Below are 21,544 nucleotides of genomic sequence, written 5' to 3' on the forward strand. Positions count from 1 at the left end.
AAGTACGCGGACGTTAAAAGTTATTCTTCATTTAATAACAATTGTATTGAGGGCCTGATCCAGCCATTCACTATAGCCTTCCATCAAAATGCATTATTTGCTAGGTCATAGCAGGAGCTTCCTTTGGTCGCTCTGCTACTCCCGCAAAAAAGGCATTTTTCAGTCAGGGCTGCCGTTGCTGTCTGGGGCAGCATGATTGGAATTTCAGCTTTTATAGAAATATGTCGTTGTTTTTGGTGATACTCGATAGAGGAGCTTTGTGCGCTGCTGAAGTATGTGCTTATATTCTGCCTACTATCGCCTAAAAAAAAACGACCTCCAGTTCAGAATGTCGTTTTGTGCTCCTGCAAGGTTTTTTCTAACCTTGTAGGTTTGTTTTGATGTAAGTGCTGTTTGATAAAGACTTTTTTAAATACTAAACCTACAAGGTTTTTAAAACCTTGCAGGTTGTAAAAGTTTAGAATCGATTATCACCATCCAATAAATTACCTAATCCACCAAGGAGACTTCCTTCGCCGCGACTATCTCCACCTGCTTTGGGTGCAGATGCGATGATGCGGTCTGCAAGTCTAGAGAAAGGCAATGATTGTATGTAAACTGTTCCGGGACCACGAAGCGTTGCGTAAAACAAACCTTCGCCTCCAAACACAGAGTTCTTGATTCCGCCAATAAATTCGATATCATAATCTACCTCTTGTGTGAAACCGATAATACAGCCAGTATCGACTTTTAGGATTTCACCTGGTCCTAATACTTTTTTGGCCATTGTTCCACCTGAATGTACAAATGCCATTCCGTCTCCTTCAATTTTTTGCATGATGAAGCCTTCGCCACCAAAGAGGCCGCGACCCAGTTTTTTTGAAAATTCAATTCCGACTGCTACGCCTTTGGCGGCACATAAAAACGAACTCTTTTGGCAAATGAATTTCCCGTTGAACTCAGTCAAATCAATAGGTAGAATTTTACCAGGATAAGGTGATGCAAAAGATACTTTGGCTTTGCCGTTGTGCTGATTGATGAAAGCTGTCATGAAGAGACTTTCGCCCGTTAATACACGTTTTCCAGCAGAGAGTAATTTTCCGAAAATTCCGGACTGTTGTTCTGATCCGTCCCCAAAGATGGTTTGCATTTGAATGTTATTGTCCATCATCATAAAACTACCTGCTTCGGCAATGACGATTTCTTGAGGGTCTAATTCGATTTCTACGTATTGCATTTCTTCGCCGAAGATTTCGTAATCTATTTCATGTGCTGTCATACTATTGTTTTTTTTTGCTTTGGTTGAAACCTAACTATCGTTGAATTGTATTTACTGTTCTACTTTAAATAATTGGAAATTATTATTTGTATTTCGAACTTAAAAGATATGATTTTTCTGAGAACTGGAAAAGTTTCTTTGGATCGATTTAACAATTTGATAAAATGAAATTTCGAAATGAGTTGTACAACCTAGCCCTGGTAGTCCCGAAGCTTCGGGAGGCATCCTCTTGTGTAACGCTAGTGCAACAAGAGATATAGCAGATAACAGGAGGGATGTTTGTTATGGAAAGCTATTTTTCTGCTCCTAATATACAGTCGGATAAAGGTTAAAATGATCTTATTTAAAATTAGTCTTAATTATAATAGAAAAGTTGCAGTGTTTTGAATTAAATTATTTAAATTTGTGGCGTTATAAAAATTTAGTGCAATGTCAGAGTTTAATCAGTTGAAGAGTAACGTATTATTTGAAACGGCAAACGGTTATAGTTACCAATGTGACTTGACCAATAGTATTTTTATAAACTTTGTAGGTACTACTTCAAGTTACAAAGTGCAGGACTTTTTAATTTTTCAGAGAAAGGTCAACAGTGTACTGATTTTGGATATGCTATATGACTTGTCAGACCAATCAGATGCTCAATTGATTGAAAACACAAAAAGAAATTTTTCTAGAACACTTACCATTTGCGAAATCGTGCAACTAAGAGAATTATTAAATGGTACAAAATTTACACTCAACTTACATTCGCTGCTAAATGTCGTATTAACTCTCGAAGAAGCGTAGTATATTAATTTAGAACAAATACAAAGTGAATTCTACATTTTCTTCTTGGTTTATTTTTTTGTAACTTTACTTATATAAAGAATTGAATTATGAAAGATCTATTAAGAACAAACTCCTCTTTGCAAGAAGGAGTCGAAAATATATTAAACTTGCAATGTAAAATTGAAAGTGATGCATCTAATAAGTATTTGGCCATGGCTTCATGGTTAGAGCGTAACGGGTTCGAGAATACTGCTGGCTACTTTTATGCTCAAGCGGAAGAAGAAAGAGAACATTTCCTTAAAATTTTTAAATATATTACCGAAGTAGGAGGTATTGCAATTACACCAACAGTTGGTGAAGTGCAACAAGAATTTGCCTCGTTTAAATCGGTTTTTGCAATTGCACTTGATAATGAGATTGCAGTTACAAACGCGATCAATAAGGTAATTGCCAAATGTAGATTGGAAAATGATTATGCTACTGAAGAATTTATGATGTGGTATGTTGCTGAGCAAAGAGAAGAAGAAAAGAATGCCAGAAGAGCATTAGAACTTTTTGAATTGATTGATGAAGACAGTGCTACTGGTAAATTTGAACTTGATGTTCAAATCTCAAAAATAGGCTCGGCTGAATAATTGTAACCGAGCTCTTAAAAACAAAACACCCTTACTATTTTGATTGTAGTGAGGGTGTTTTTTTTATTCTATTTTTCGATCAGCTCTTTGCACATAGCTACATCGGCTTTCTCTAACCAAACATTTTCGGGTTGGAAATAAACGATGGGTGCGCTTTTACAACGATCAGAGCATTCCATTTTAAAAATTTCTATTTTATCATCAGTACCGCTCTCTTTATTGAGCTGCTTAATGTATTTTTTGACCTCTTTGTGTTTTCCGCATTTGCTGCCGTTGCACATAAAAATAGCTTTTGAGGGAAATGTTATCTTGCTCATAATGATTTAGTTTTCTGATTAAGCATTCATCAAAGTTTCAATTTCGTCCACTTCAATCGGAATGTTTTTCATTAAGTTAAAAGGTTCTCCAGTTTCTTGAACGACAATATCGTCTTCAATACGAATTCCGAAACCTTCTGCTGGGATGTAAATTCCGGGTTCAACCGTAAATACCATGTTTGCTTTCATAGGTTCTGTCAAGATACCATAATCATGCGTGTCTAGTCCCATGTGATGGGAAGTTCCATGCATGAAGTATTTTTTATATGCGGGCCATTCTGGGTCTTCATTCTGTACATCGGCTTTGTCTAGTAGGCCTAAACCAAGTAGTTCTGAGGTCATAATTTGTCCTACCTCAATATGATACTGTTTCCAGAGTGTTCCTGGTGTTAACATTTTTGTTGCTTCATTTTTTACACGTAAAACAGCATTGTAAACTGCTTTTTGTCTAGGAGAATAACGCCCAGAAACTGGAATAGTTCTCGTTAAGTCACTAGAATAGTTAGCATACTCAGCTGCAGTATCCATTAAGATTAATTCGCCGTCGTTACAAGCTTTATTGTTTTCGATATAATGCAACACATTGGCGCTATTACCCGAGGCAATTATTGGTGTGTAAGCAAATCCTTTTGATCTGTTACGTACAAATTCATGAATCATTTCGGCTTCAATTTCGTATTCCATTACGCCAGGTTTTACAAATGGTAAAATGCGTCGGAAAGCTTTGTCGGTAATATTACATGCCTCTTGTATTAAAGCAATTTCTTCTGGTTCTTTTACTGATCGAATGCGCTGTAGTATAGGGTTGCTCTTTGCTACTGTATGAGCAGGATATTTGTTTTTCCACCACTTTACAAAACGAGCCTCTCGAGTTTCAGTTTCCACTTCAGCGCGGTAGTGCTCGTTGGTGTTGATATAAATAGTATCAGAATAGGTCATTAGCTCGGCTAATACTTTTTCGAAATTCTGCAACCAGTATACCGTTTTGATTCCAGAGGTAGTAAAAGCTTGTTCTTTATTTAATTTGGCACCTTCCCAAATGGCAATATGCTCATTGGTTTCTTTTAAAAAAAGCATTTCTCTTTGATTCTCATAAGGTGCATCAGGAAAAAGCAATAAAATGCTTTCTTCCTGATCTATACCGGATAAATAGAAGATATCGCGGTGTTGTGCAAATGGCAAACTACTGTCGGCGCTTACAGGGTAAATATCGTTTGAATTGAAGATAGCAACACTGTTGGGCTTCATTTGAGCGATAAATTTGTTGCGATTTTTTACAAATAAATTAGAATCTATAGTATGGTATTTCATTGTGCTTTATATTTTAGATAACAAATTTAAGCATTTGAAATTATTTGAAGGAAAGAAAAAGCATAAGTTCGATAAAGGATAGTGCTAAAACAAATCTGATAAAGATGAAAAAAAATAAATTTACACACAAAATGAGTTGCTTTTGTGTATTTGTGGAATTAAAATTATAAAAGGATAAAATTATAGTATTCTTTTTTTTGCAAACATTTCATTGATTATAATTTAATGAAGTTGGGAGATTGTTTTTCGGATTAATATGCTGTTATTTTGTTTATGTATCTGTTTATTAGTTAGTTAATTGATTTGCTAGTATTGTTGGTGAAATCTATGATTAAACACTTTAAAATGATTATAAATAGTAGCGAAAAGGTTGTAGTTGGTGCCTTTTTGCCTTATTTTTGTGTACTTTTTAAATTATATTCTATAAATATTATGGCAAAATCTGGATTATTGAAATCGTCAATAGCTAAAAAAGTAGCTATGGCACTTTCAGGACTATTTTTGATGTTGTTTCTAGCACAGCATTTTTTTATCAATATGACTTCGGTTTTTAGTGAGTCTGTATTCAATTCTATTTCTCATTTTATGGGGAATAATCCATTGGTTCAGTTTGTTATTCAACCAATTCTTATTGTAGGAGTGATTTTTCACTTTATTATGGGTTTTGTTTTGAATATTCAAAACAATAATGCAAGACCAATTTCTTATGCAAGCTACAATGGAGCTGCAAATGCAAGTTGGGCATCACGTAACATGATTATTTCAGGTTCTGTGATTTTGGCATTTTTAGGACTGCATTTTTATGATTTCTGGGTTCCAGAGATGGCATATAAATATGTAGAGTTTGGACCTTTGAATGAAACTAGGTATTTCCATGAGTTGGCAGAGAAATTTGAAAGCCCTGTACGTACAGCCTTGTACTGCATCTCTTTCGTATTGTTGTCTTTGCATTTACAACACGGATTTAGTTCTTCTTTTCAATCTATAGGAGCGAATAATAAATTCTCAAAAGGGTTACAAGGTTTCGGATTAGGTTTCGCAATTATTATTCCCCTAGGATTTGTATTTGTTGCTTTATTTCATCATTTCAATCATTAATATCCAATTATAATGGCATTAGATTCAAAAATACCAAATGGCCCAATTGCGGACAAATGGACAAATTATAAAGATCATATTAATTTAGTAAATCCTGCTAACAAACGTAATCTTGATATTATCGTTGTTGGTACAGGTTTGGCTGGAGGTTCTGCTGCTGCTACATTGGCAGAGTTAGGATACAACGTTAAAGCATTTTGTTTTCAAGATTCACCACGTCGTGCGCACTCTATTGCAGCACAAGGGGGAATCAATGCAGCAAAAAATTATAAAGGAGACGGAGATTCTGTTTACAGATTGTTTTACGATACTGTAAAAGGAGGAGATTACCGTGCTCGTGAGTCAAATGTTCACCGTTTGGCTGAAGTTTCATCAAACATCATTGACCAATGTGTCGCTCAAGGGGTGCCATTGGCTCGTGAATATGGTGGGCTACTAGACAACCGTTCTTTTGGTGGTGCTCTAGTTTCTCGTACATTTTATGCTCAAGGTCAAACAGGTCAACAATTATTGTTGGGAGCTTATTCTGCAATGAACCGTCAAATTGGTCGTGGAAAAATAAAAATGCACAACCGTCACGAAATGCTAGATTTAGTAATTGTTGACGGAAAAGCGAGAGGAATTATTGCTCGTAACTTGATTACAGGTGAAATCGAAAGACATTCTGCTCACGCAGTTGTAATTGGTTCTGGAGGTTACGGTAACGTTTTCTTCTTGTCTACAAATGCAATGGGATCGAATGCTACAGCAGCTTGGAAAATTCACAAAAAAGGAGCGTTCTTCGCAAACCCTTGTTATACACAAATTCACCCAACATGTATTCCTGTTTCTGGAGATCATCAGTCAAAATTGACTTTGATGTCAGAATCATTACGTAATGATGGACGTATCTGGGTACCTGCAAAGGCTGAAGATGCAAAAGCAATTCGTGAAGGTAAAAAGAGTGCTAAAGATTTAGTAGAAGCGGATAGAGATTATTTCTTAGAAAGAAGGTATCCTGCTTTTGGTAACTTGGTACCACGTGATGTTGCATCTCGTGCAGCTAAGGAAAGATGTGATGCTGGTTTTGGAGTAAACAAAACAGGTGAAGCAGTTTACCTAGATTTTGCTGCTGCAGTACAACGTTACGGAAAAGAACAAGCGCATATTAAAGGACTGGATGAAAGCGATTCGGCTTTGGTAACTAAATTAGGTACTGACGTTGTTCGAAGTAAATACGGGAACTTGTTCCAAATGTATTATAAAATTGTAGATGAGGATCCTTATACATCACCAATGATGATTTACCCAGCGGTTCACTACACAATGGGTGGTACTTGGGTTGATTATAATTTGATGACAACTATTCCTGGTTGTTTCTCTATCGGAGAATCAAACTTCTCTGATCACGGTGCAAACCGTTTGGGAGCTTCGGCTTTAATGCAAGGTTTGGCTGATGGATATTTTGTACTACCTTATACTATCGGTGCTTATTTGGCTCCAGATATTAAATTGGGTGCTATTCCAACCAATACTCCTGAATTTGATGCTGCTGAAAAAGGAGTAAAAGATCAGATCGAAAGGTTTATGAACAACAATGGTACTCAATCTGTTGATTATTTCCATAAGAAATTAGGGAAAATCATGTGGGATAAAGTAGGTATGGCTCGTAATGCTAAAGGTTTAACTGAAGCTATAGCTGAGATTTCTGCTTTGAGAGAACAGTTCTATAAAGAAGTGAGAGTTCCTGGAACTGATAAAGGATTTAATCAAGAACTAGAAAAAGCGACTCGTGTTGCCGATTTCTTGGAATTGGGTGAGTTATTCGCAAAAGATGCACTACACCGTAATGAATCTTGTGGAGGTCACTTCCGTGAAGAATATCAAACTGAAGAAGGGGAAGCACTTCGTGACGATGAGAATTTTGCCTACGTTGCTGCTTGGGAATACAAAGGAAAACCTAGTGATGCCGTTTTACATAAAGAGCCTTTGGTTTTTGAAGCGATTAAACTAGTTCAAAGAAATTACAAATAGCAATTAGTCAAAAGCCAAAAGTAAATTGTCAATTGACTTTCAACTTTCGACTTTATGATTTTCAAACTAAAACAGTATGAAACTTACATTAAAAATATGGCGTCAAAAAAACGCCCAAGATAAAGGAGCAATGGTTGATTATAAAATCGACGGAATTGAACCTGACATGTCATTCCTTGAAATGCTTGATGTATTCAATGAACAACAAATTAATGCTGGTGGAGATCCAGTAGCTTTCGACCACGATTGTCGCGAAGGAATTTGCGGAATGTGTTCTTTATTTATCAACGGTGAAGCGCACGGACCAGACAGAGGTGTAACTACTTGTCAATTGCACATGCGTATGTTTAAGGACGGAGATACAATTACAATCGAACCTTTCCGTTCAGTAGCTTTTCCAGTTGTGAAAGATTTAGTTGTAAACAGAAGTTCTTTTGATAGAATCCAACATGCTGGAGGATTTATCTCTGTAAACACATCTGGTAACACTATTGATGCTAATACAATTCCAGTTAATAAAGTAGATGCAGATCACGCTTTTGATGCTGCAACATGTATTGGTTGCGGAGCTTGTGTTGCTAGTTGTAAAAATGGTTCGGCTATGTTGTTTGTAGGAGCAAAAGTTTCTCAATATGCATTATTGCCTCAAGGTAAAATTGAAGCAACTGAGCGTGTATTAAATATGGTAAAACAAATGGACGAAGAAGGTTTTGGTAACTGTACCAATACTGGAGCTTGTGAAGTAGAATGTCCAAAAGGTATTTCTTTGGAAAATATTGCTCGCATGAACAGAGAATATTTATCTGCAAGTATGAAAGGGTAATTAATTTATGATTTTTGAATAACGATTTTAGATCGCTGAAGTAAAATAGTAGTGTAATACTATTATTCTATTCGATAGCAAAATCTGAATTTAAAAATAGATTAGATATAGATTAAACAGAAAACGCATTCATTAATTTGAATGCGTTTTTTTTGTTTTATTTTTTAAAACCTGATAGTGCTTTTTTGGTAAAGTCTGAGAGTACTAATCTTCCGGTGATTTTAGCTCTTTCTGTCAATAGTGTTTCCCAATTTTCGGTACCTTCCCATATTACTTTTTTCATTTCCAATAAAGCATCTGGATTGTACGAAGCTAATTTTTCGAGAAAAGGAAGAATGGTTTCCTCTAATTTACCAATATCTGCTACGACTTCGGCATACAATCCTTTTTGCTGCGCCCACTGTGCTGTTTTCCATTTATCGGGAGCTAGTGAGAGTTCGGTCACAGCTGTTTTTCCTATTTTGCGACTAACGGCAGGTTCGATCACAAAAGGACCAATACCGATCGCAATTTCGGATAATTTTATCGCGCTCGCCTCTGTAGCAAAAACATAATCACAAGCAGCGATAATGCCTACGCCACCACCTACGGCCTTGCCTTGTACGCGTCCCACAATGATTTTTGAACACCTTCGCATCGCATTGATCAAATTGGCAAAACCAGAGAAAAAGTGGATTCCTTGCTCCATATCTTCAACTGCTAAAAGTTCATCAAAGGATGCTCCTGCACAAAAAGCTTTTTCGCCACTACTTTGCAGTAAAATCACAGAGACATCATCATTACGGCTCAAAGAATCTAATTCAGCTGTTAAGGCATCTAGCAGAGTCCTAGGAAACGAATTGCTTGCAGGATGACCAAAAGTCACAGTTGCTATTTTATTTGTAACGGTGCTAGTTAATGTGCCTTCTGAAATTATATGTGCCATACTATTATTGTGTTTGTCGTAAAGTTAAAAATATTAACTGGAAAATAGGCAATAGTATAATTTTCTAATATAGAATTGTGGCTGTTTGAGTAATCAATTATTATGTTATATTTGTCACTGTCTTGGGGGATTAGCTCATTTGGCTAGAGTGCTTGCCTGGCAGGCAAGAGGTGACCGGTTCGAATCCGGTATTCTCCACCAGTAAAACCAAGCCTTACAGAGATGTAAGGCTTTTTTATTTTTATCTAAGTGTACTTTTAGAGTGTGCTTTTTGAAAAATCATTTGAAGTAACTCTATTTAGTCAAAGAAGGACTTAAGCCATCAATGTGCCAAATACTTATTAGTAGTTGGCATTCCTGTTGACCATGTTTATATTAATTTAATCTTCAATCTTTGTCTTGTCAAAATACTTTTCTAATACTTCCAATATTTTTTCTTGATGCTTTTTAGCTAAGCCATCATTCCATGTATCATTACCATAAATTAAATCTGACTTTAATGAGTCATAAGAACCTTTATTTTTCTTGTCAATAAACCTTGCTCGTTTAACTTTATATGGCTGGTCTCCATATTCTGAATTTATACTTCTGGTTACAAGTACCAAATTGCCAATTTTATCGAGTTGTTCAACACAAACTTTATCCCTTTTGTCTCTTGGATTTTGTGGTCCAATATGCTCAATTGAGTTCTTGGCAGTAACTTTGTAACTATTCCATTGAGTCTTTCTTAATTCCTCTTTTTCGTGCCATAGAATAAAATCAATTTTGTAAAACCAATAATGAGGAAAGCCTGTCCCTAATTCTTTAACTAAAATTGAATAATCAATAGGGTGTTTTGGATAATCAGTCATACACTCCCAAGTTCTTTCGGTTAGCAATTCTTCATCACGATTTGTACAAAACAATATATTGTCAAGTTTTTTCAACCAATCGTAAGCATCTTCAAAACTAGGATGTTCTAAAAGCCAATTTAAATAAGGTGTCAACCAATATTGAGTAGTGTTTTGTTGTGAATGATATAGTAGTCCTTGTAAGTGTGTAAGTCCACTAAATTGTTCTGTAATTTCTCTTCTTAAATAATATGTCCGACCTCCCTTTTTTTGATTTTGTTTTCTGACCTTTTTAATCATCAACTCTTCATTATTCTGCCCAATCTCTACCCATTTAATTATGTACTTGTCAAAAATTTCTCTGATGTTAAAAAGCAATTCAACGAATTCTTTACAATCATTTTCAAAGTCTCCCCATTCATCTTGGCTTGTTGGTAGTTTTTTAGGTAAAAAATATTCATCAAATATTTTTAGCAACTCTTTTTCATTAATTCTTTGAATATCCTTTAATCCTCTTTTGTATCTAAAAATTCGTAAAGTATGTAGCAAAAGTTGAGGAAATGTCAAAATACTTCTCACTTTTTGAAGTTCATCATCAGTTGTATTAGGATGTAATTCAGCTAAAATTTTTACTTCGCCTTCTGCGATATCTTCAACTTTTCGCTTAGCTAATATTTTTTCTAAACTTAATAAATCACTTTGTAGATTGTTGCTTTTGTCGAATAGCGACCTTATTTTTTTTGTATCAAAAACGTTTGACCATTGATTGTAGGAATCAGCAATACTTCTTGCAGAACCTATTTCATAGCTTAAAGCACGCTCCAAATAATTCCTAGTATCATTGCAAGTATTCCAAATTCCTGAATATTTCCATCTAGTTGGACGACTTTGTATGCCTGCTAAAATTCTTGCTTTTAAGATTTCATCCTGGGATAGTTGTTCCCCTCTATTGTTTAATGTTTCAAAAAGCTTATTTAAGTCTGTTTTCTGTGGTACAATGGTAACAACAAACTTCAATTTTTCAGCAATAAAGTCAGCGAAATATTTTTTTTCTCTTTCACTCTTAATTTTGGATTGTATCAGCTCTTTCAATCTTCTTCTTGCTAAGTCAATCCTAACTAGGTCCTCAAACTCTCGGTTTAGTTCTGTAGAAAACTCTAGATTACTTGATAATTCTTTAAAGTACTTTTCAACTTTAGGTCTAATTGCAAATTCTATCCTTTGTTCTTTCCCTTTGTTTCTAAAATCAAGGAGTAAATCGCCTAGTTCATATGCCATTAGCCAAAGAGTAGTAAATCTCTGTTGACCATCAACTAAATCAAATAATTCACTATCCCATTTATTTTTAACCAAGATTACTCCACCAATATAATACATATCCTTACCAACGATACAAGCTGTATGTAGGTCATTAAATAAAGTTTCAACTTGTTCATCTTCCCAAACATATAAACGTTGGTATCGTGGAATATTGAACCGAAGTCCTTCAAATACAACTTTATTTATTGTATATAATGACGATGTTATTTTATCCATTGAATGCGCTTTGTTAATTTATATTCCTTTAAACCATAGTAGGAAATAACTCTGTTCTTGTAGTTGTCTCTTACACCATTGTCTGCCTTTAAATTTTCATTCTTATAAATTGTTTTTACTTGATTTTGCCTAGAAATAAAATCAAATACCTCCTCAGGTAGATAGGAATGTGCAATAACATCTAATAAGTTGTTGTCTGATTGGAGAAGACTATTTTTAATAGCTTCTTGCCGAACATAGTATTTTTCAATACGGATACTTCCAATGAAGTAGTCGAAGTATTGAACAGCTTTATCTATTTCTAAACTTCCAAATGTATCATAGTACATCACTAAACACAACTGTATATAGTGTCTTAGGTATTCTGACATATTTGAATTATAAATTTCACTATAAAACACTCTAACCTTTTGGATACCGCTATCTTCTATATGGGTTTTGTAGAAAAGCAGTTGGTGAATCGCATAGTATTTTTGTGTGAATTGGAAGAAATTTAAACCTTTGTAAAGTGGTTGCCTAATTGTGAATGGCAGATTACATACATCTTCAAAATGAGTTTCGGTATAAGCAATGAGATTAACAGTATCTTCTTCACTTATAACAACTTCTGTGAATTTTACATTGTCTTTTGCTTTAAATAATCTATATGAATTATTTGTAGATTTTATTGTCTTCTTTTGAAAACTGGAAAGTATTTGGTCTTTGTTTTCGGGAATTATATTTGATTGTCCTTTCCATTGTCTAGAGCGATAAAGAATTTTATAAAAGAGGTGTAATAATCCTTTTTCTATGTTCTTTTCGTTTTGAGCTTTTATTGCTGCATGTTCCCATTGTTCTGCTAATTTTGATTGTAATGTTTCTGATTCAATTTCTCGAAGATGATATGCTTTTAGATAGTCATCCGCAGCTAATGACACCCCTCTATTGTTTTGAGAATCAAAAAAGGCAAATGATTGGTCTTCTTCATTGCTTAATATGAGTGTAAATACAAGTTTTTTGAAAAAGTTATTTTTTTGTAATAATTGAAGTAACTCAATCTGTTCTGTCAAGAATTGATAATTTTCTTTTATATGGTAAAACGAAATGTGGTTGTTATAGTGAAAGTTTTGCCCCTGTTGAATACTGTCAGTCAGGACATATGAAATCAAGTTGAGTGTTGTTAATCGTTGCTGTCCGTCAATGATTTCATAACAGTCTTCTTGTTTATTATTGTACAACAAAATTCCTCCAATGTAATAATCTAAGTCTGGCTCAGGTTTGTCTATGAAAAACTCTCTAAGGTCTTCAAGTAATTCTTTTACTTTTTCTTTGTTCCATCTGTAAGGTCTTTGATAATCTGGTATTTGAATGTTTTGATACTTTTGGATAAAGTCTTTATAATTTATGTTGAGTACTTTTACTTCTGCCATTCTTAGTTTTTAAAATTCAGTTTAGGAGTCTTCTTCTCTTTATTGATGTATTATGGGTTATAACCCGTTTTTATTCTAATAAATAATCCTTTATAAGTTGCCAGTTGTCTATATAACTTTCAAGATTTTTAACTTTCTTAATCTGAACTTTGTTCCAGCCAGTTTCGTTTCTTACTTGTTTTAACACATCAACTGGAAAAACATAAAATGTCGGAGATTTTATTCCGTTATCTTTCAAATTCTTTTTCTTACTAAATCTATAACCACGATTCAAAGCAACATGAACTATAAAATCTGTATCCAAACTTTTTAAAGGAAAACTTGAGTCGTAATCGGTTGCCCATCTACTTTTAACTTGGATTCGAGCAACTCTTTTCGATTCAGGATTGACAGCTGTTAAATCATAACCAGGAAAATTTATATATGCTTTATATGCAGAAACACCTTCAATAAGTAAAAGCCCTAAAACCAAAAATTCTGCGCCTTCGGATTCAAGTTTTGTGTCTTGTTTTTTGGCTTTTAGAACGATGTTTTGTTCTTCTATAATCATATTTTCTGCAATTGGTTATAAAATTTTGATATGGTGTGTGGTTCACAACCTTTCAATTTTTAGTTTTGTTGAAATTTGATGCGAAACCGTAATTCCACTAAATTACGCACTTGCTCAAAACGGCTTTTAGCAGGAGCTTAGTTAGAAGCCTTTTTCTTTATTAAAATCAACCTTTAAATTTTCTGTGAGTTTTCTAAAATCTAATTTGCTTTCATATTTTCCTAGATTAAATCCGTAAGATATTTTTTCTCCCATTATAGAATCACCAATCAAATTTGCAAATTTAATTAGAGGAAAAAGTTCTTTGTCGAAATTCAAAAATTCGTCCAAATTTAAGTCTTCACTATAATTTAGATGGGCAATTCGGTAGTTTCTATGATTGTTTTTCAAATTACCTAAATCTCGTCTATATTCTTTTAGCTTATTGTTGAAACTGTCTCTTTGCTTTTGGTCTTTAATGGTTTTGTTTAATTCTTTAATTACACTTCTAAATGAAAAATTTGAACTGTCATCATCTAGATTGGTCAAATGTAGAATTAAGCCATTCTCCATATAACGTAGAGCAACAAATTCCTCGAATATATGATGGCGTGTAGTATTCTTAAAAAGGAAACTAAAACGATTTATCTTTCTAATAAATGAATGAGCCAAAATATTGATGTCAATAATTTCAACTCTTAGTGCGGAAAATTTCTCTTTTTGTTCTTTTGTAAGCATTATTATCTTTAGATTACTATTAACAAGTTTATTGTTTATATGTGTAGTTGTGTACTATACTTTTTTCAAATCCCAATATACATTTTAATCTTTATAAATAATCAAATGAACATTTTATTTGTTGGATACTTTTTGAGCTTAAGGAAAGTTTACATGTCTTAGATTTTTCTTCTTAAATCCTATCCATCTTAAGCAAAATAGTCATTAAAAACTTTCGATTTATAACTACACACCAGCATATTACATTTGTCTTCTTTATCAATGTCAACTTCGATTAAATTACAGTGAGAATCGATGTTATTGTTTTAAGTTCCTAAATAATTCAGTTAAAATATTTACATCTGGAGAATCTTCAACTAATCTATATTTTGTGGATTCGTCTAATTCATCCCAAATCGGACTAGTTGGTATTGCTTTGAAAGCCATTAATTCTTCAGGAGTTCTTGTTATAAATGTATAATCTAGTTTTTCAATAAAACCGTCGAGTTCTATTTCCAATTCTACGTTTAAATGTGGTTTAATTACTTTTATGATTATTCCGCTTATTATATCGGAAAGTCTCTCATAAATAATTAGACAAGTTTCATTTTCAGTAAAAGGGTATGTTTTTAATTCATTCTCTAATTTCAAATCGTATTTAGAAAGATTTGCATGTGCCAGAATATTTCTAATCTTTCTCACTCCCAATTCGGAATCATTTAAAAAATTTTGTTCTGTTTCGTTTATTAGGTTTTCAATTTTCAATTTTTTAATTAGATTGAAAAATGTACTTTCAAAATCATTTAATGATGATTTTATTATATTCTCTAATAATGCCAAAAGATAGAATAAAGAAATATGACCTTTTTCTTGATTGTACAGGCTTTCACATTCGGTAAATTGCCCAAAATAATATTTAGAATAATACGCTAATAAATGAAATAACTCACTTTTTAATTGCTCTTTTTTTAATGTCATTTGTCTTTATTTATCTCATTACTAGCTAATGTCACAGAACGTCCAGCCTACTATATTAGGTTTAGGAATAAATTAAACTCTATTTTCGAATTTGCCAAATCCGTTGTGTTAGCTACCATTTTTTCTTCGGTTTTTCGCTTCCTTTTTCAAAATATTCATCTATCTCTTTTGAACACTTGTTCAATGAATATTCATCTACTCTTTTTAAAAGCTTTTCATCAACAAGTTTTTCATTTTCAAGAAAGTAACCTAATAGGTCAATTTCGTCATTCACTCGTATTTTTGGACTTGTAAACAGTGGAATTCTTTGTTCCAAATAGTTAATAAAATCTTCTTCATTTTCTAATATATCCGAAAATATCATTAAGTCGAATAAGCTACAATTCCAAGCGAATTCTACGTCAGGTTTTACAATTCCTAGTTCTTTTAATTCGTGTAGTTTTGATATAAGTCCAGATAGGTGCTCTAATGTTACCGTAATTCTAAATGTCTTTTTGGTATTATCTACATTTATTGATTTTCCTTGTTTATCGTAAAAAGAATTATTATCATTTTCTATAATATATTTGTATGCACGGTGGCTTTGGTATGCTCCATAACCCACTGTTTCTGAAAGCTGACCTGTTAAACTTTTTAAAGCACCTCTTTTAGAAGGCGCCGATAATCCTCCAGCTTTTATTTCAATAATATAATTGGCTTTTTCTGAAATAATAAGCAAGTCTAATTCTGTTTCAACTAGATTATTATTTTCATCTAGTATTCCTGGTTTATATTTAAGATTGAGATATGAAGTTGAATTTATTATAAAATTATCTAGTAAATCGGCTGTTTTGTTTTCTAGATAATTGTCTCTAGAAAGTGAGTATCTATTACCAAGATATTTTTCTTTATAATATTTTTCATCTACATTTTTTATAAGGAATTCTGCAATATCAAATAGATTTCGAGTTAGAATATTAAAAGCAAAAAGATAGAATTCGCTTTTGTATTTAATTATAGGTTTCTGGCTTATTAATGAGTCATTTAAGGGTAAACCTTGAAATTTTGGGTTTAGGAATTCTACGTTTTCTCCGAAATCTTGGGTAATTGCTTCAACTACTTTTTTATGTTGACTTTTTCTAAATCTTATTTTATGTAAATCTTGAAATTGTTTTGGGTCATTGATTAAAAAGCCATCAGGTTTTCCTTCTCGAGAAACAAAATCACGATTTTCACTTTGAAAGTCAATCATTGGCTGTGGGTCATCCGCTCGAAATACTGTTATTCCTTTTGCTTCATACCATTCCTTAAATCTTTTCAAAGAATTTGGATGTGGTCTTCCATTAGGCAATCTTAACCTACAATAATAAGAATCTTCTAACTGGATAAACGTTTCTAGAATATCATTTGAATTAAAACCATAATTATCAATAAAAAATTGGTCGTGTCCAGAGAACATTTCTTTGAATACTTCATAAATATGCTTCGTATATCCATCACCTCGCATATGTAAAGCTTCTAAAACAGTTAAAAATCTTAAATGACTTTCCTGCTCGGTATAATTTCCAATTAGCCCTTCTGTAGAGATATAGGCGTTATATGCCCTTCTGATATTTGTTAGTAAATCCTTAAGTTCCTCAAAAATATCAGCAGTTGGTTGTTCAATAGGATTATTACCAATAGCGGTTGCGAAACTAGTTGCATACTCTAAATTTACTTCAGCCATCCCATCATCTTCTGGGTTATCATGATTTAGAAATTGATTATAAGAAAGAAATCCTAAAAGTTGAAAATTATCGAAGGTTTTAAAAATTTCGACTACCCTTTCTATAGATTTTTCAATGAACTCTAGATTATTAGGTCTATTAGCTATTATTTGTTGAATGTATTCTTCGTGTTGTCTTTTACTACGCTTGTTTTTGATAATAATATTTTTACCATCTAGTTTTAGCTCCATTCCGTTAACAAGTTCTCTTTTTATGTTTGAAGTTTTTCCAAAGATTTTTTTTGATTTTTTGTTTTTTTTCTTTCTTCCTCTACTTTTTGGCATAAGTTGTTTTTTTGTGGTAAAATGGTAGCTAACTGGTATATATGGTAAACGTCACACTTAGCCTATGTTAACAACCAAATATATAAATAATTATGTACAAATAATTGAGGATTTTTTTTATTTGTTGATTGCTTTTTGAGCTTAAGAGATGCTGTATATCTCTATGATTTTACAGTTTAACATACTATTCATTAAAATACCCAAATCCCATTTTGTTAATTTCCTTTACAACCTGAACTTTATCAATATAATTGTTCAGCGTTACTTTAGCGGACCTTTGATATCCCAAAGATTCAATGAAACCAGTCTTAGTATGTAATTTTGTTAGAAATGTTTTTCGCAAATGCTTAATACTAAAATCATCAGACAATCCCGCTTTCTTTCTGAAAAAAGTAAACGAATGGCTTAATTGGGTTTTCAGCGTTTTTCTAGAAATATCATAATCATCGGCAATCAGATATTTATCAGCACCTAAATACTTTTTATACTCCAATCTATTCAATAAGTTCTCTAACTCAATTGAAGTTGGAATCATAACTTTTTTAGGAGCCTTGGTGTTGTTCCAATTATGAGCCCTTTCAAATTTTAAATCTGTTCCAACTAAATGTTGAATATTTCCTTCATTATCTAAAACAATATCGGAAAACTTCAAAACCATGGTTTCTTCTATCCTCATTCCAGTGTAGGCTACTAACTCAATAGCATCTTTCGTATAAGGTCTGTACATGTTTTTTCTTCGTCCATTTGGATGTATTTCAATAGAGTTTTCTCCTGAAATCACTCCTAATAATTTTTTGAAATCATTATCCTTAATACTAGTTGGGTTCATACTTTCATACTTCAATTTGATTTTTCCAAAATAATTTGGAACATTGAAGCCTTTATGATGGATTAAAAAATTGTTAAAATTCTTTAATGCCTTAGTATTGTAAGTTGATTATCTCTATTGAGAAAAAACCGTAAATCTTATGTAGATTTACGGTTTTTCTCAATACCCAATACCCAAAATTTTAAACTCCCTATCTTCTTTCGCTAATTTAAGCACAGCCACATCACCTACTTTTTTATTAATTAAGATTCTCGCTATGGGAGAAATAAACGAGATTTTACCTTTAGCAATATTCGCTTCGTCTACTCCTACTATTTGATACTTTTGGACCTTTTTATCGTTTCCTATTTGCATGCTTATTAGTGCACCAAATCGTATTTCGTCATGTGGTTGCTTGTCTAAGTCCACCACTTTTCCGCTAGCAATCCTTTGGTTTAGTAATTGAAACTTGGCGTTAATATAATTTATCGCAATGCGTCTTTCGTTTTCATCGGTGTTTTGAACTGTTTCTATTTCGTGTAGTAACGTTTCTTTTTCCTGTAATAATTCGTCCATACCGTTTGGCGTTACATAGTTTACCATTCCGTCAGGTAAATCAGCTCTAGGTGGTACTATCGGAATTAATTCTTGATCATCTTCTTTTACAAATCCTCTACTCATAATCTATATTTTAGCTATTAAAATACTAATACAAAAGCATACTATTTTACGCCCTGCTACTATTATTTAGCACCTCAATATTTTTAAATTTCAGTTAACTACAAAATTTTAGTACTTCCCACAACTCATTGATTGCAAGCTTACATACTAGAAATTAGGGTAATTACTAAGTTACAAAATATCCTTTTTTTGGTTGTACTATAGCTGCCATCTTTAAGAAAACTTTAGCGCTTTGAAGTCCCAAGTTGAAACTATTAGAAACAAAAAAACCCCGGAAAATCCGAGGTTTTAAAATTGTAATTGTATTGCTTTAGATTAAAAGAAACCCATTGGTTTTTTATCATAAGAGATCAACATGTTTTTTACAACACGGTAATGGTCTAATGCCATTTTGTGATTCTCACGTCCAAAACCTGATTCTTTTACTCCACCAAATGGTGCGTGAGCTGGATACGTATGGTATTGATTTACCCATACTCTACCTGCTTGAATAGCACGTGGAACTTGGTATAATTCATGCGCATCACGAGACCAAACTCCTGCTCCTAATCCATAAGGAGTGTCATTTGCGATTTCGATTGCTTCTTCAGTACTACTAAATGTCGTTAAGGCAACTACTGGTCCAAAAATCTCTTCTTGGAAAACACGCATTTTGTTGTTTCCTTTAAGAACTGTAGGTTGGATGTAATATCCTTCCGAAAGATCTCCCTCATAGTTTCCTGCTTCTCCACCTGCAATTACTTCAGCACCTTCTTCTTTACCAATGTTGATATAGTTAAGGATTTTGTCGTATTGTGGTTTAGACACTTGAGAACCAATCATAGTTTCTGGATCTAAAGGATTTCCTGTTTTGATCGCTTTCAATCTAACTTTCATTTTTTCAACAAAAAGATCAACGATATCTTCGTGTACTAAAATTCTTGTTGGAGCAGTACAAATTTCACCTTGGTTTAAAGCAAACATTAAGGCTCCTTCGATAGCTTTACTAAAGAAATCGTCATCATGAGCCGCTACCGATGGGAAGAAAATGTTAGGTGATTTACCTCCTAATTCCATTGTTACTGGAATAATATTTTCGGCTGCATTGTGATACACTTTCTGTCCTGTTGCTGTTGAACCTGTAAATGATAATTTAGCGATTCTTTTTGAAGTTGCTAGCGCTTGACCTGCTTCTGCACCAAAACCTGTTACAATGTTTAGAACTCCTGGAGGCAAGGTATCTCCAATTAATTCCATTAACATAATTACACTTGTAGGTGTTTGCTCTGCTGGTTTAACTACTGCAGTACATCCTGCAGCTAATGCTGGAGCTACTTTCCAAGCTAACATTAACATTGGGAAATTCCATGGAATGATTTCTCCCACTACGCCAATAGGCTCGTGCAATACGATGCTTACTGTATTTTTATCATGCTCAGCAATTGAACCTTCGTCTGCACGAATTACTCCTGCAAAATAACGGAAGTGATCTACACAGTAAGGAATATCTGCTGCACGTGATTCGCGAATAGGTTTTCCGTTGTCAATTGTTTCTAATGTTGCTAGGTATTCTGCATTATCTTCCATCACTTGCGCGATTTTCAATAACATATTACTACGCTCTGTTGCTGATGAAGTACTCCATGCTGGAAATGCTTCGTGTGCAGCATCAAGTGCTAAATCTATATCTTCTTGAGTTGAACGTGCTGCCTGAGTAAATACTTTACCATCAACTGGTGAAATATTATCAAAATATTGTCCTTTAACTGGATCAACAAATTTACCTCCAATAAAATTTCCGTATCTTTCTTTAAAGTCCGGTTTCGTTACATTTGCCATATTTGTTTGTTTTAACTTGATGTAATAATTTTCAAAAACACTTTGTTTTAATTACATCACAAAGATACCTACAACAAAAACCAACTCTATTATCAATACAGTTCATTAACTTATGAAAACAGTTCAATAGCAAAATAAGCAAACATCAATCATTACAAATCATATATAATTATTTGAATTTCAATTATATAAAAAATTACTGGCTGCTAAGAAATATCTGTTGGACTTATTCCAAATTTATTTTTGAACGCAATACTAAAATTAGAAAGGTTATTGTAACCCGCATCTAAATACACATCAGAAGGTTTTAAGAGTCCTTCATGCAACAAGTCTTTGGCGCGCTGCAAGCGTTTGTCTTGCAACCACTTTCCCGGAGCTTCATTATATTCTACTGTAAAATGACGCTTAAAAGTAGACAAACTCATGTTACATAAAAAAGCAATTTCTTCTAGTTTAAGGTTCGAATAAACATTGCTCTCAATAACGTTTTTAAATGGTGAGACCTCTTTTGAAATTAATGAATGCAGGTAGTATTCGAAAGCAGCTTTATATTTAGCCAAAAGATACAACATGATTTCTTCAAACTTTATTTCTAATAAATTAGCGCTATAACTTGAGTTTTCGAGATTTAAAATAGATAGCGAATTTAAAAAAGAAACAATATAGTCGTCATTTTCAATCACAAAATAAGCGACATCATTGGCCGCAGGCTGTACGTTTTTAGTATGCTTTTTTAAAAACTTCAAAAGTTGCTCTTCTGAGAAAAAGAATAATTTGCAGTAATAAATTGTTTCAGTGTCTAATAATTCCGTCCACAGCCAGTTCCCTTTTTTTAAAAGCAACGATTGCTGACTATTGACTGCGATTGAGGTATCGCTAAAGTGCACTTGTTTTTTACCTACTTGCAAAAAGCTAAACATATTCATGCTTAAATTCACCTTACTTTTTACAACATCACTGGTCATTTTAAAGTCATAAACCAGCAAACCACTGTTTACTTCTTTTTCCTTAATATATACTTCAGGGATATTTTCTATTGGCATGGCGCTTTCTTTCTAAAT

Annotated in this window: 19 protein-coding genes and 1 tRNA gene; 6 read left to right on the forward strand and 14 right to left on the reverse strand. The window is 33.3% G+C overall.

Annotated features, from left to right (window positions below):
- Window positions 1-457 precede the first annotated feature (457 nt).
- Entirely contained in the window at window positions 458-1,258 is an 801-nt protein-coding gene (locus LXH21_RS06505; protein WP_239863446.1) for a TIGR00266 family protein, read from the reverse strand.
- A gap of 429 nt (window positions 1,259-1,687) precedes the next feature.
- Between LXH21_RS06505 and LXH21_RS06510 the strand changes: the two genes are divergently transcribed.
- A complete protein-coding gene (locus LXH21_RS06510) occupies window positions 1,688-2,044 on the forward strand; it encodes a hypothetical protein (RefSeq protein WP_239863447.1) in 357 nt (118 codons plus the stop codon).
- 89 nt (window positions 2,045-2,133) lie between these two features.
- Window positions 2,134-2,661, forward strand: coding sequence for a ferritin (locus LXH21_RS06515; protein WP_239863448.1), 528 nt, complete (start codon window positions 2,134-2,136; stop codon window positions 2,659-2,661).
- A gap of 68 nt (window positions 2,662-2,729) precedes the next feature.
- Here LXH21_RS06515 and LXH21_RS06520 read toward each other — a convergent pair whose 3' ends face one another.
- On the reverse strand, window positions 2,730-2,978 hold the full coding sequence (locus LXH21_RS06520; protein ID WP_239863449.1) for a (2Fe-2S) ferredoxin domain-containing protein: 249 nt from the start codon (window positions 2,976-2,978) through the stop codon (window positions 2,730-2,732).
- Between the two features lie 18 nt (window positions 2,979-2,996).
- Entirely contained in the window at window positions 2,997-4,289 is a 1,293-nt protein-coding gene (locus LXH21_RS06525) for an aminopeptidase P family protein (RefSeq protein ID WP_239863450.1), read from the reverse strand.
- Between the two features lie 432 nt (window positions 4,290-4,721).
- Between LXH21_RS06525 and LXH21_RS06530 the strand changes: the two genes are divergently transcribed.
- The 3 genes from LXH21_RS06530 to LXH21_RS06540 all read left to right on the forward strand — a co-directional run bounded on the left by LXH21_RS06530 (window position 4,722) and on the right by LXH21_RS06540 (window position 8,223).
- Window positions 4,722-5,387, forward strand: coding sequence for a succinate dehydrogenase cytochrome b subunit (locus tag LXH21_RS06530; protein ID WP_239863763.1), 666 nt, complete (start codon window positions 4,722-4,724; stop codon window positions 5,385-5,387).
- 12 nt (window positions 5,388-5,399) lie between these two features.
- Complete coding sequence (locus LXH21_RS06535; protein WP_239863451.1) at window positions 5,400-7,400, forward strand: fumarate reductase/succinate dehydrogenase flavoprotein subunit; 2,001 nt, start codon at window positions 5,400-5,402, stop codon at window positions 7,398-7,400.
- Window positions 7,401-7,476: 76 nt separating this feature from the next.
- On the forward strand, window positions 7,477-8,223 hold the full coding sequence (locus LXH21_RS06540) for a succinate dehydrogenase/fumarate reductase iron-sulfur subunit (protein WP_239863452.1): 747 nt from the start codon (window positions 7,477-7,479) through the stop codon (window positions 8,221-8,223).
- Between the two features lie 157 nt (window positions 8,224-8,380).
- Here LXH21_RS06540 and LXH21_RS06545 read toward each other — a convergent pair whose 3' ends face one another.
- Entirely contained in the window at window positions 8,381-9,148 is a 768-nt protein-coding gene (locus LXH21_RS06545) for an enoyl-CoA hydratase/isomerase family protein (RefSeq protein WP_239863453.1), read from the reverse strand.
- 124 nt (window positions 9,149-9,272) lie between these two features.
- Between LXH21_RS06545 and LXH21_RS06550 the strand changes: the two genes are divergently transcribed.
- Window positions 9,273-9,349, forward strand: a tRNA-Ala gene (locus tag LXH21_RS06550).
- 179 nt (window positions 9,350-9,528) lie between these two features.
- Here LXH21_RS06550 and LXH21_RS06555 read toward each other — a convergent pair.
- From LXH21_RS06555 to LXH21_RS06600, 10 genes are all read right to left on the reverse strand, one after another.
- Complete coding sequence (locus LXH21_RS06555; RefSeq protein ID WP_239863454.1) at window positions 9,529-11,514, reverse strand: DUF262 domain-containing protein; 1,986 nt, start codon at window positions 11,512-11,514, stop codon at window positions 9,529-9,531.
- Window positions 11,502-12,923 (reverse strand): DUF262 domain-containing protein, encoded by a 1,422-nt coding sequence (locus tag LXH21_RS06560; protein ID WP_239863455.1) that lies wholly within the window; start codon window positions 12,921-12,923, stop codon window positions 11,502-11,504. Before LXH21_RS06560 ends, LXH21_RS06555 begins: the two co-directional genes overlap by 13 nt.
- Before the next feature lie 70 nt (window positions 12,924-12,993).
- Entirely contained in the window at window positions 12,994-13,473 is a 480-nt protein-coding gene (locus LXH21_RS06565) for a hypothetical protein (protein WP_239863456.1), read from the reverse strand.
- A 141-nt stretch (window positions 13,474-13,614) separates the two neighbouring features.
- A complete protein-coding gene (locus LXH21_RS06570; RefSeq protein ID WP_239863457.1) occupies window positions 13,615-14,190 on the reverse strand; it encodes a hypothetical protein in 576 nt (191 codons plus the stop codon).
- Between the two features lie 297 nt (window positions 14,191-14,487).
- Complete coding sequence (locus LXH21_RS06575; RefSeq protein ID WP_239863458.1) at window positions 14,488-15,147, reverse strand: hypothetical protein; 660 nt, start codon at window positions 15,145-15,147, stop codon at window positions 14,488-14,490.
- Window positions 15,148-15,259: 112 nt separating this feature from the next.
- The gene (locus LXH21_RS06580; protein ID WP_239863459.1) at window positions 15,260-17,176 is read right to left on the reverse strand and encodes a hypothetical protein; all 1,917 of its coding nucleotides are present in this window, start codon (window positions 17,174-17,176) and stop codon (window positions 15,260-15,262) included.
- A 184-nt stretch (window positions 17,177-17,360) separates the two neighbouring features.
- Window positions 17,361-18,005 carry a tyrosine-type recombinase/integrase gene (locus tag LXH21_RS06585; protein ID WP_239863460.1) on the reverse strand — a complete coding sequence of 215 codons (645 nt, stop codon included), beginning with the start codon at window positions 18,003-18,005 and terminating at the stop codon, window positions 17,361-17,363.
- Between the two features lie 159 nt (window positions 18,006-18,164).
- On the reverse strand, window positions 18,165-18,665 hold the full coding sequence (locus tag LXH21_RS06590) for a GreA/GreB family elongation factor (protein WP_239863461.1): 501 nt from the start codon (window positions 18,663-18,665) through the stop codon (window positions 18,165-18,167).
- A 315-nt stretch (window positions 18,666-18,980) separates the two neighbouring features.
- The gene (locus tag LXH21_RS06595) at window positions 18,981-20,483 is read right to left on the reverse strand and encodes an aldehyde dehydrogenase family protein (protein ID WP_239863462.1); all 1,503 of its coding nucleotides are present in this window, start codon (window positions 20,481-20,483) and stop codon (window positions 18,981-18,983) included.
- Window positions 20,484-20,689: 206 nt separating this feature from the next.
- Entirely contained in the window at window positions 20,690-21,526 is an 837-nt protein-coding gene (locus LXH21_RS06600; protein WP_239863463.1) for a helix-turn-helix domain-containing protein, read from the reverse strand.
- Window positions 21,527-21,544 lie beyond the last annotated feature (18 nt).

The organism is Flavobacterium algicola (genome assembly GCF_022399565.1).
Taxonomy (GTDB): domain Bacteria; phylum Bacteroidota; class Bacteroidia; order Flavobacteriales; family Flavobacteriaceae; genus Flavobacterium; species Flavobacterium algicola.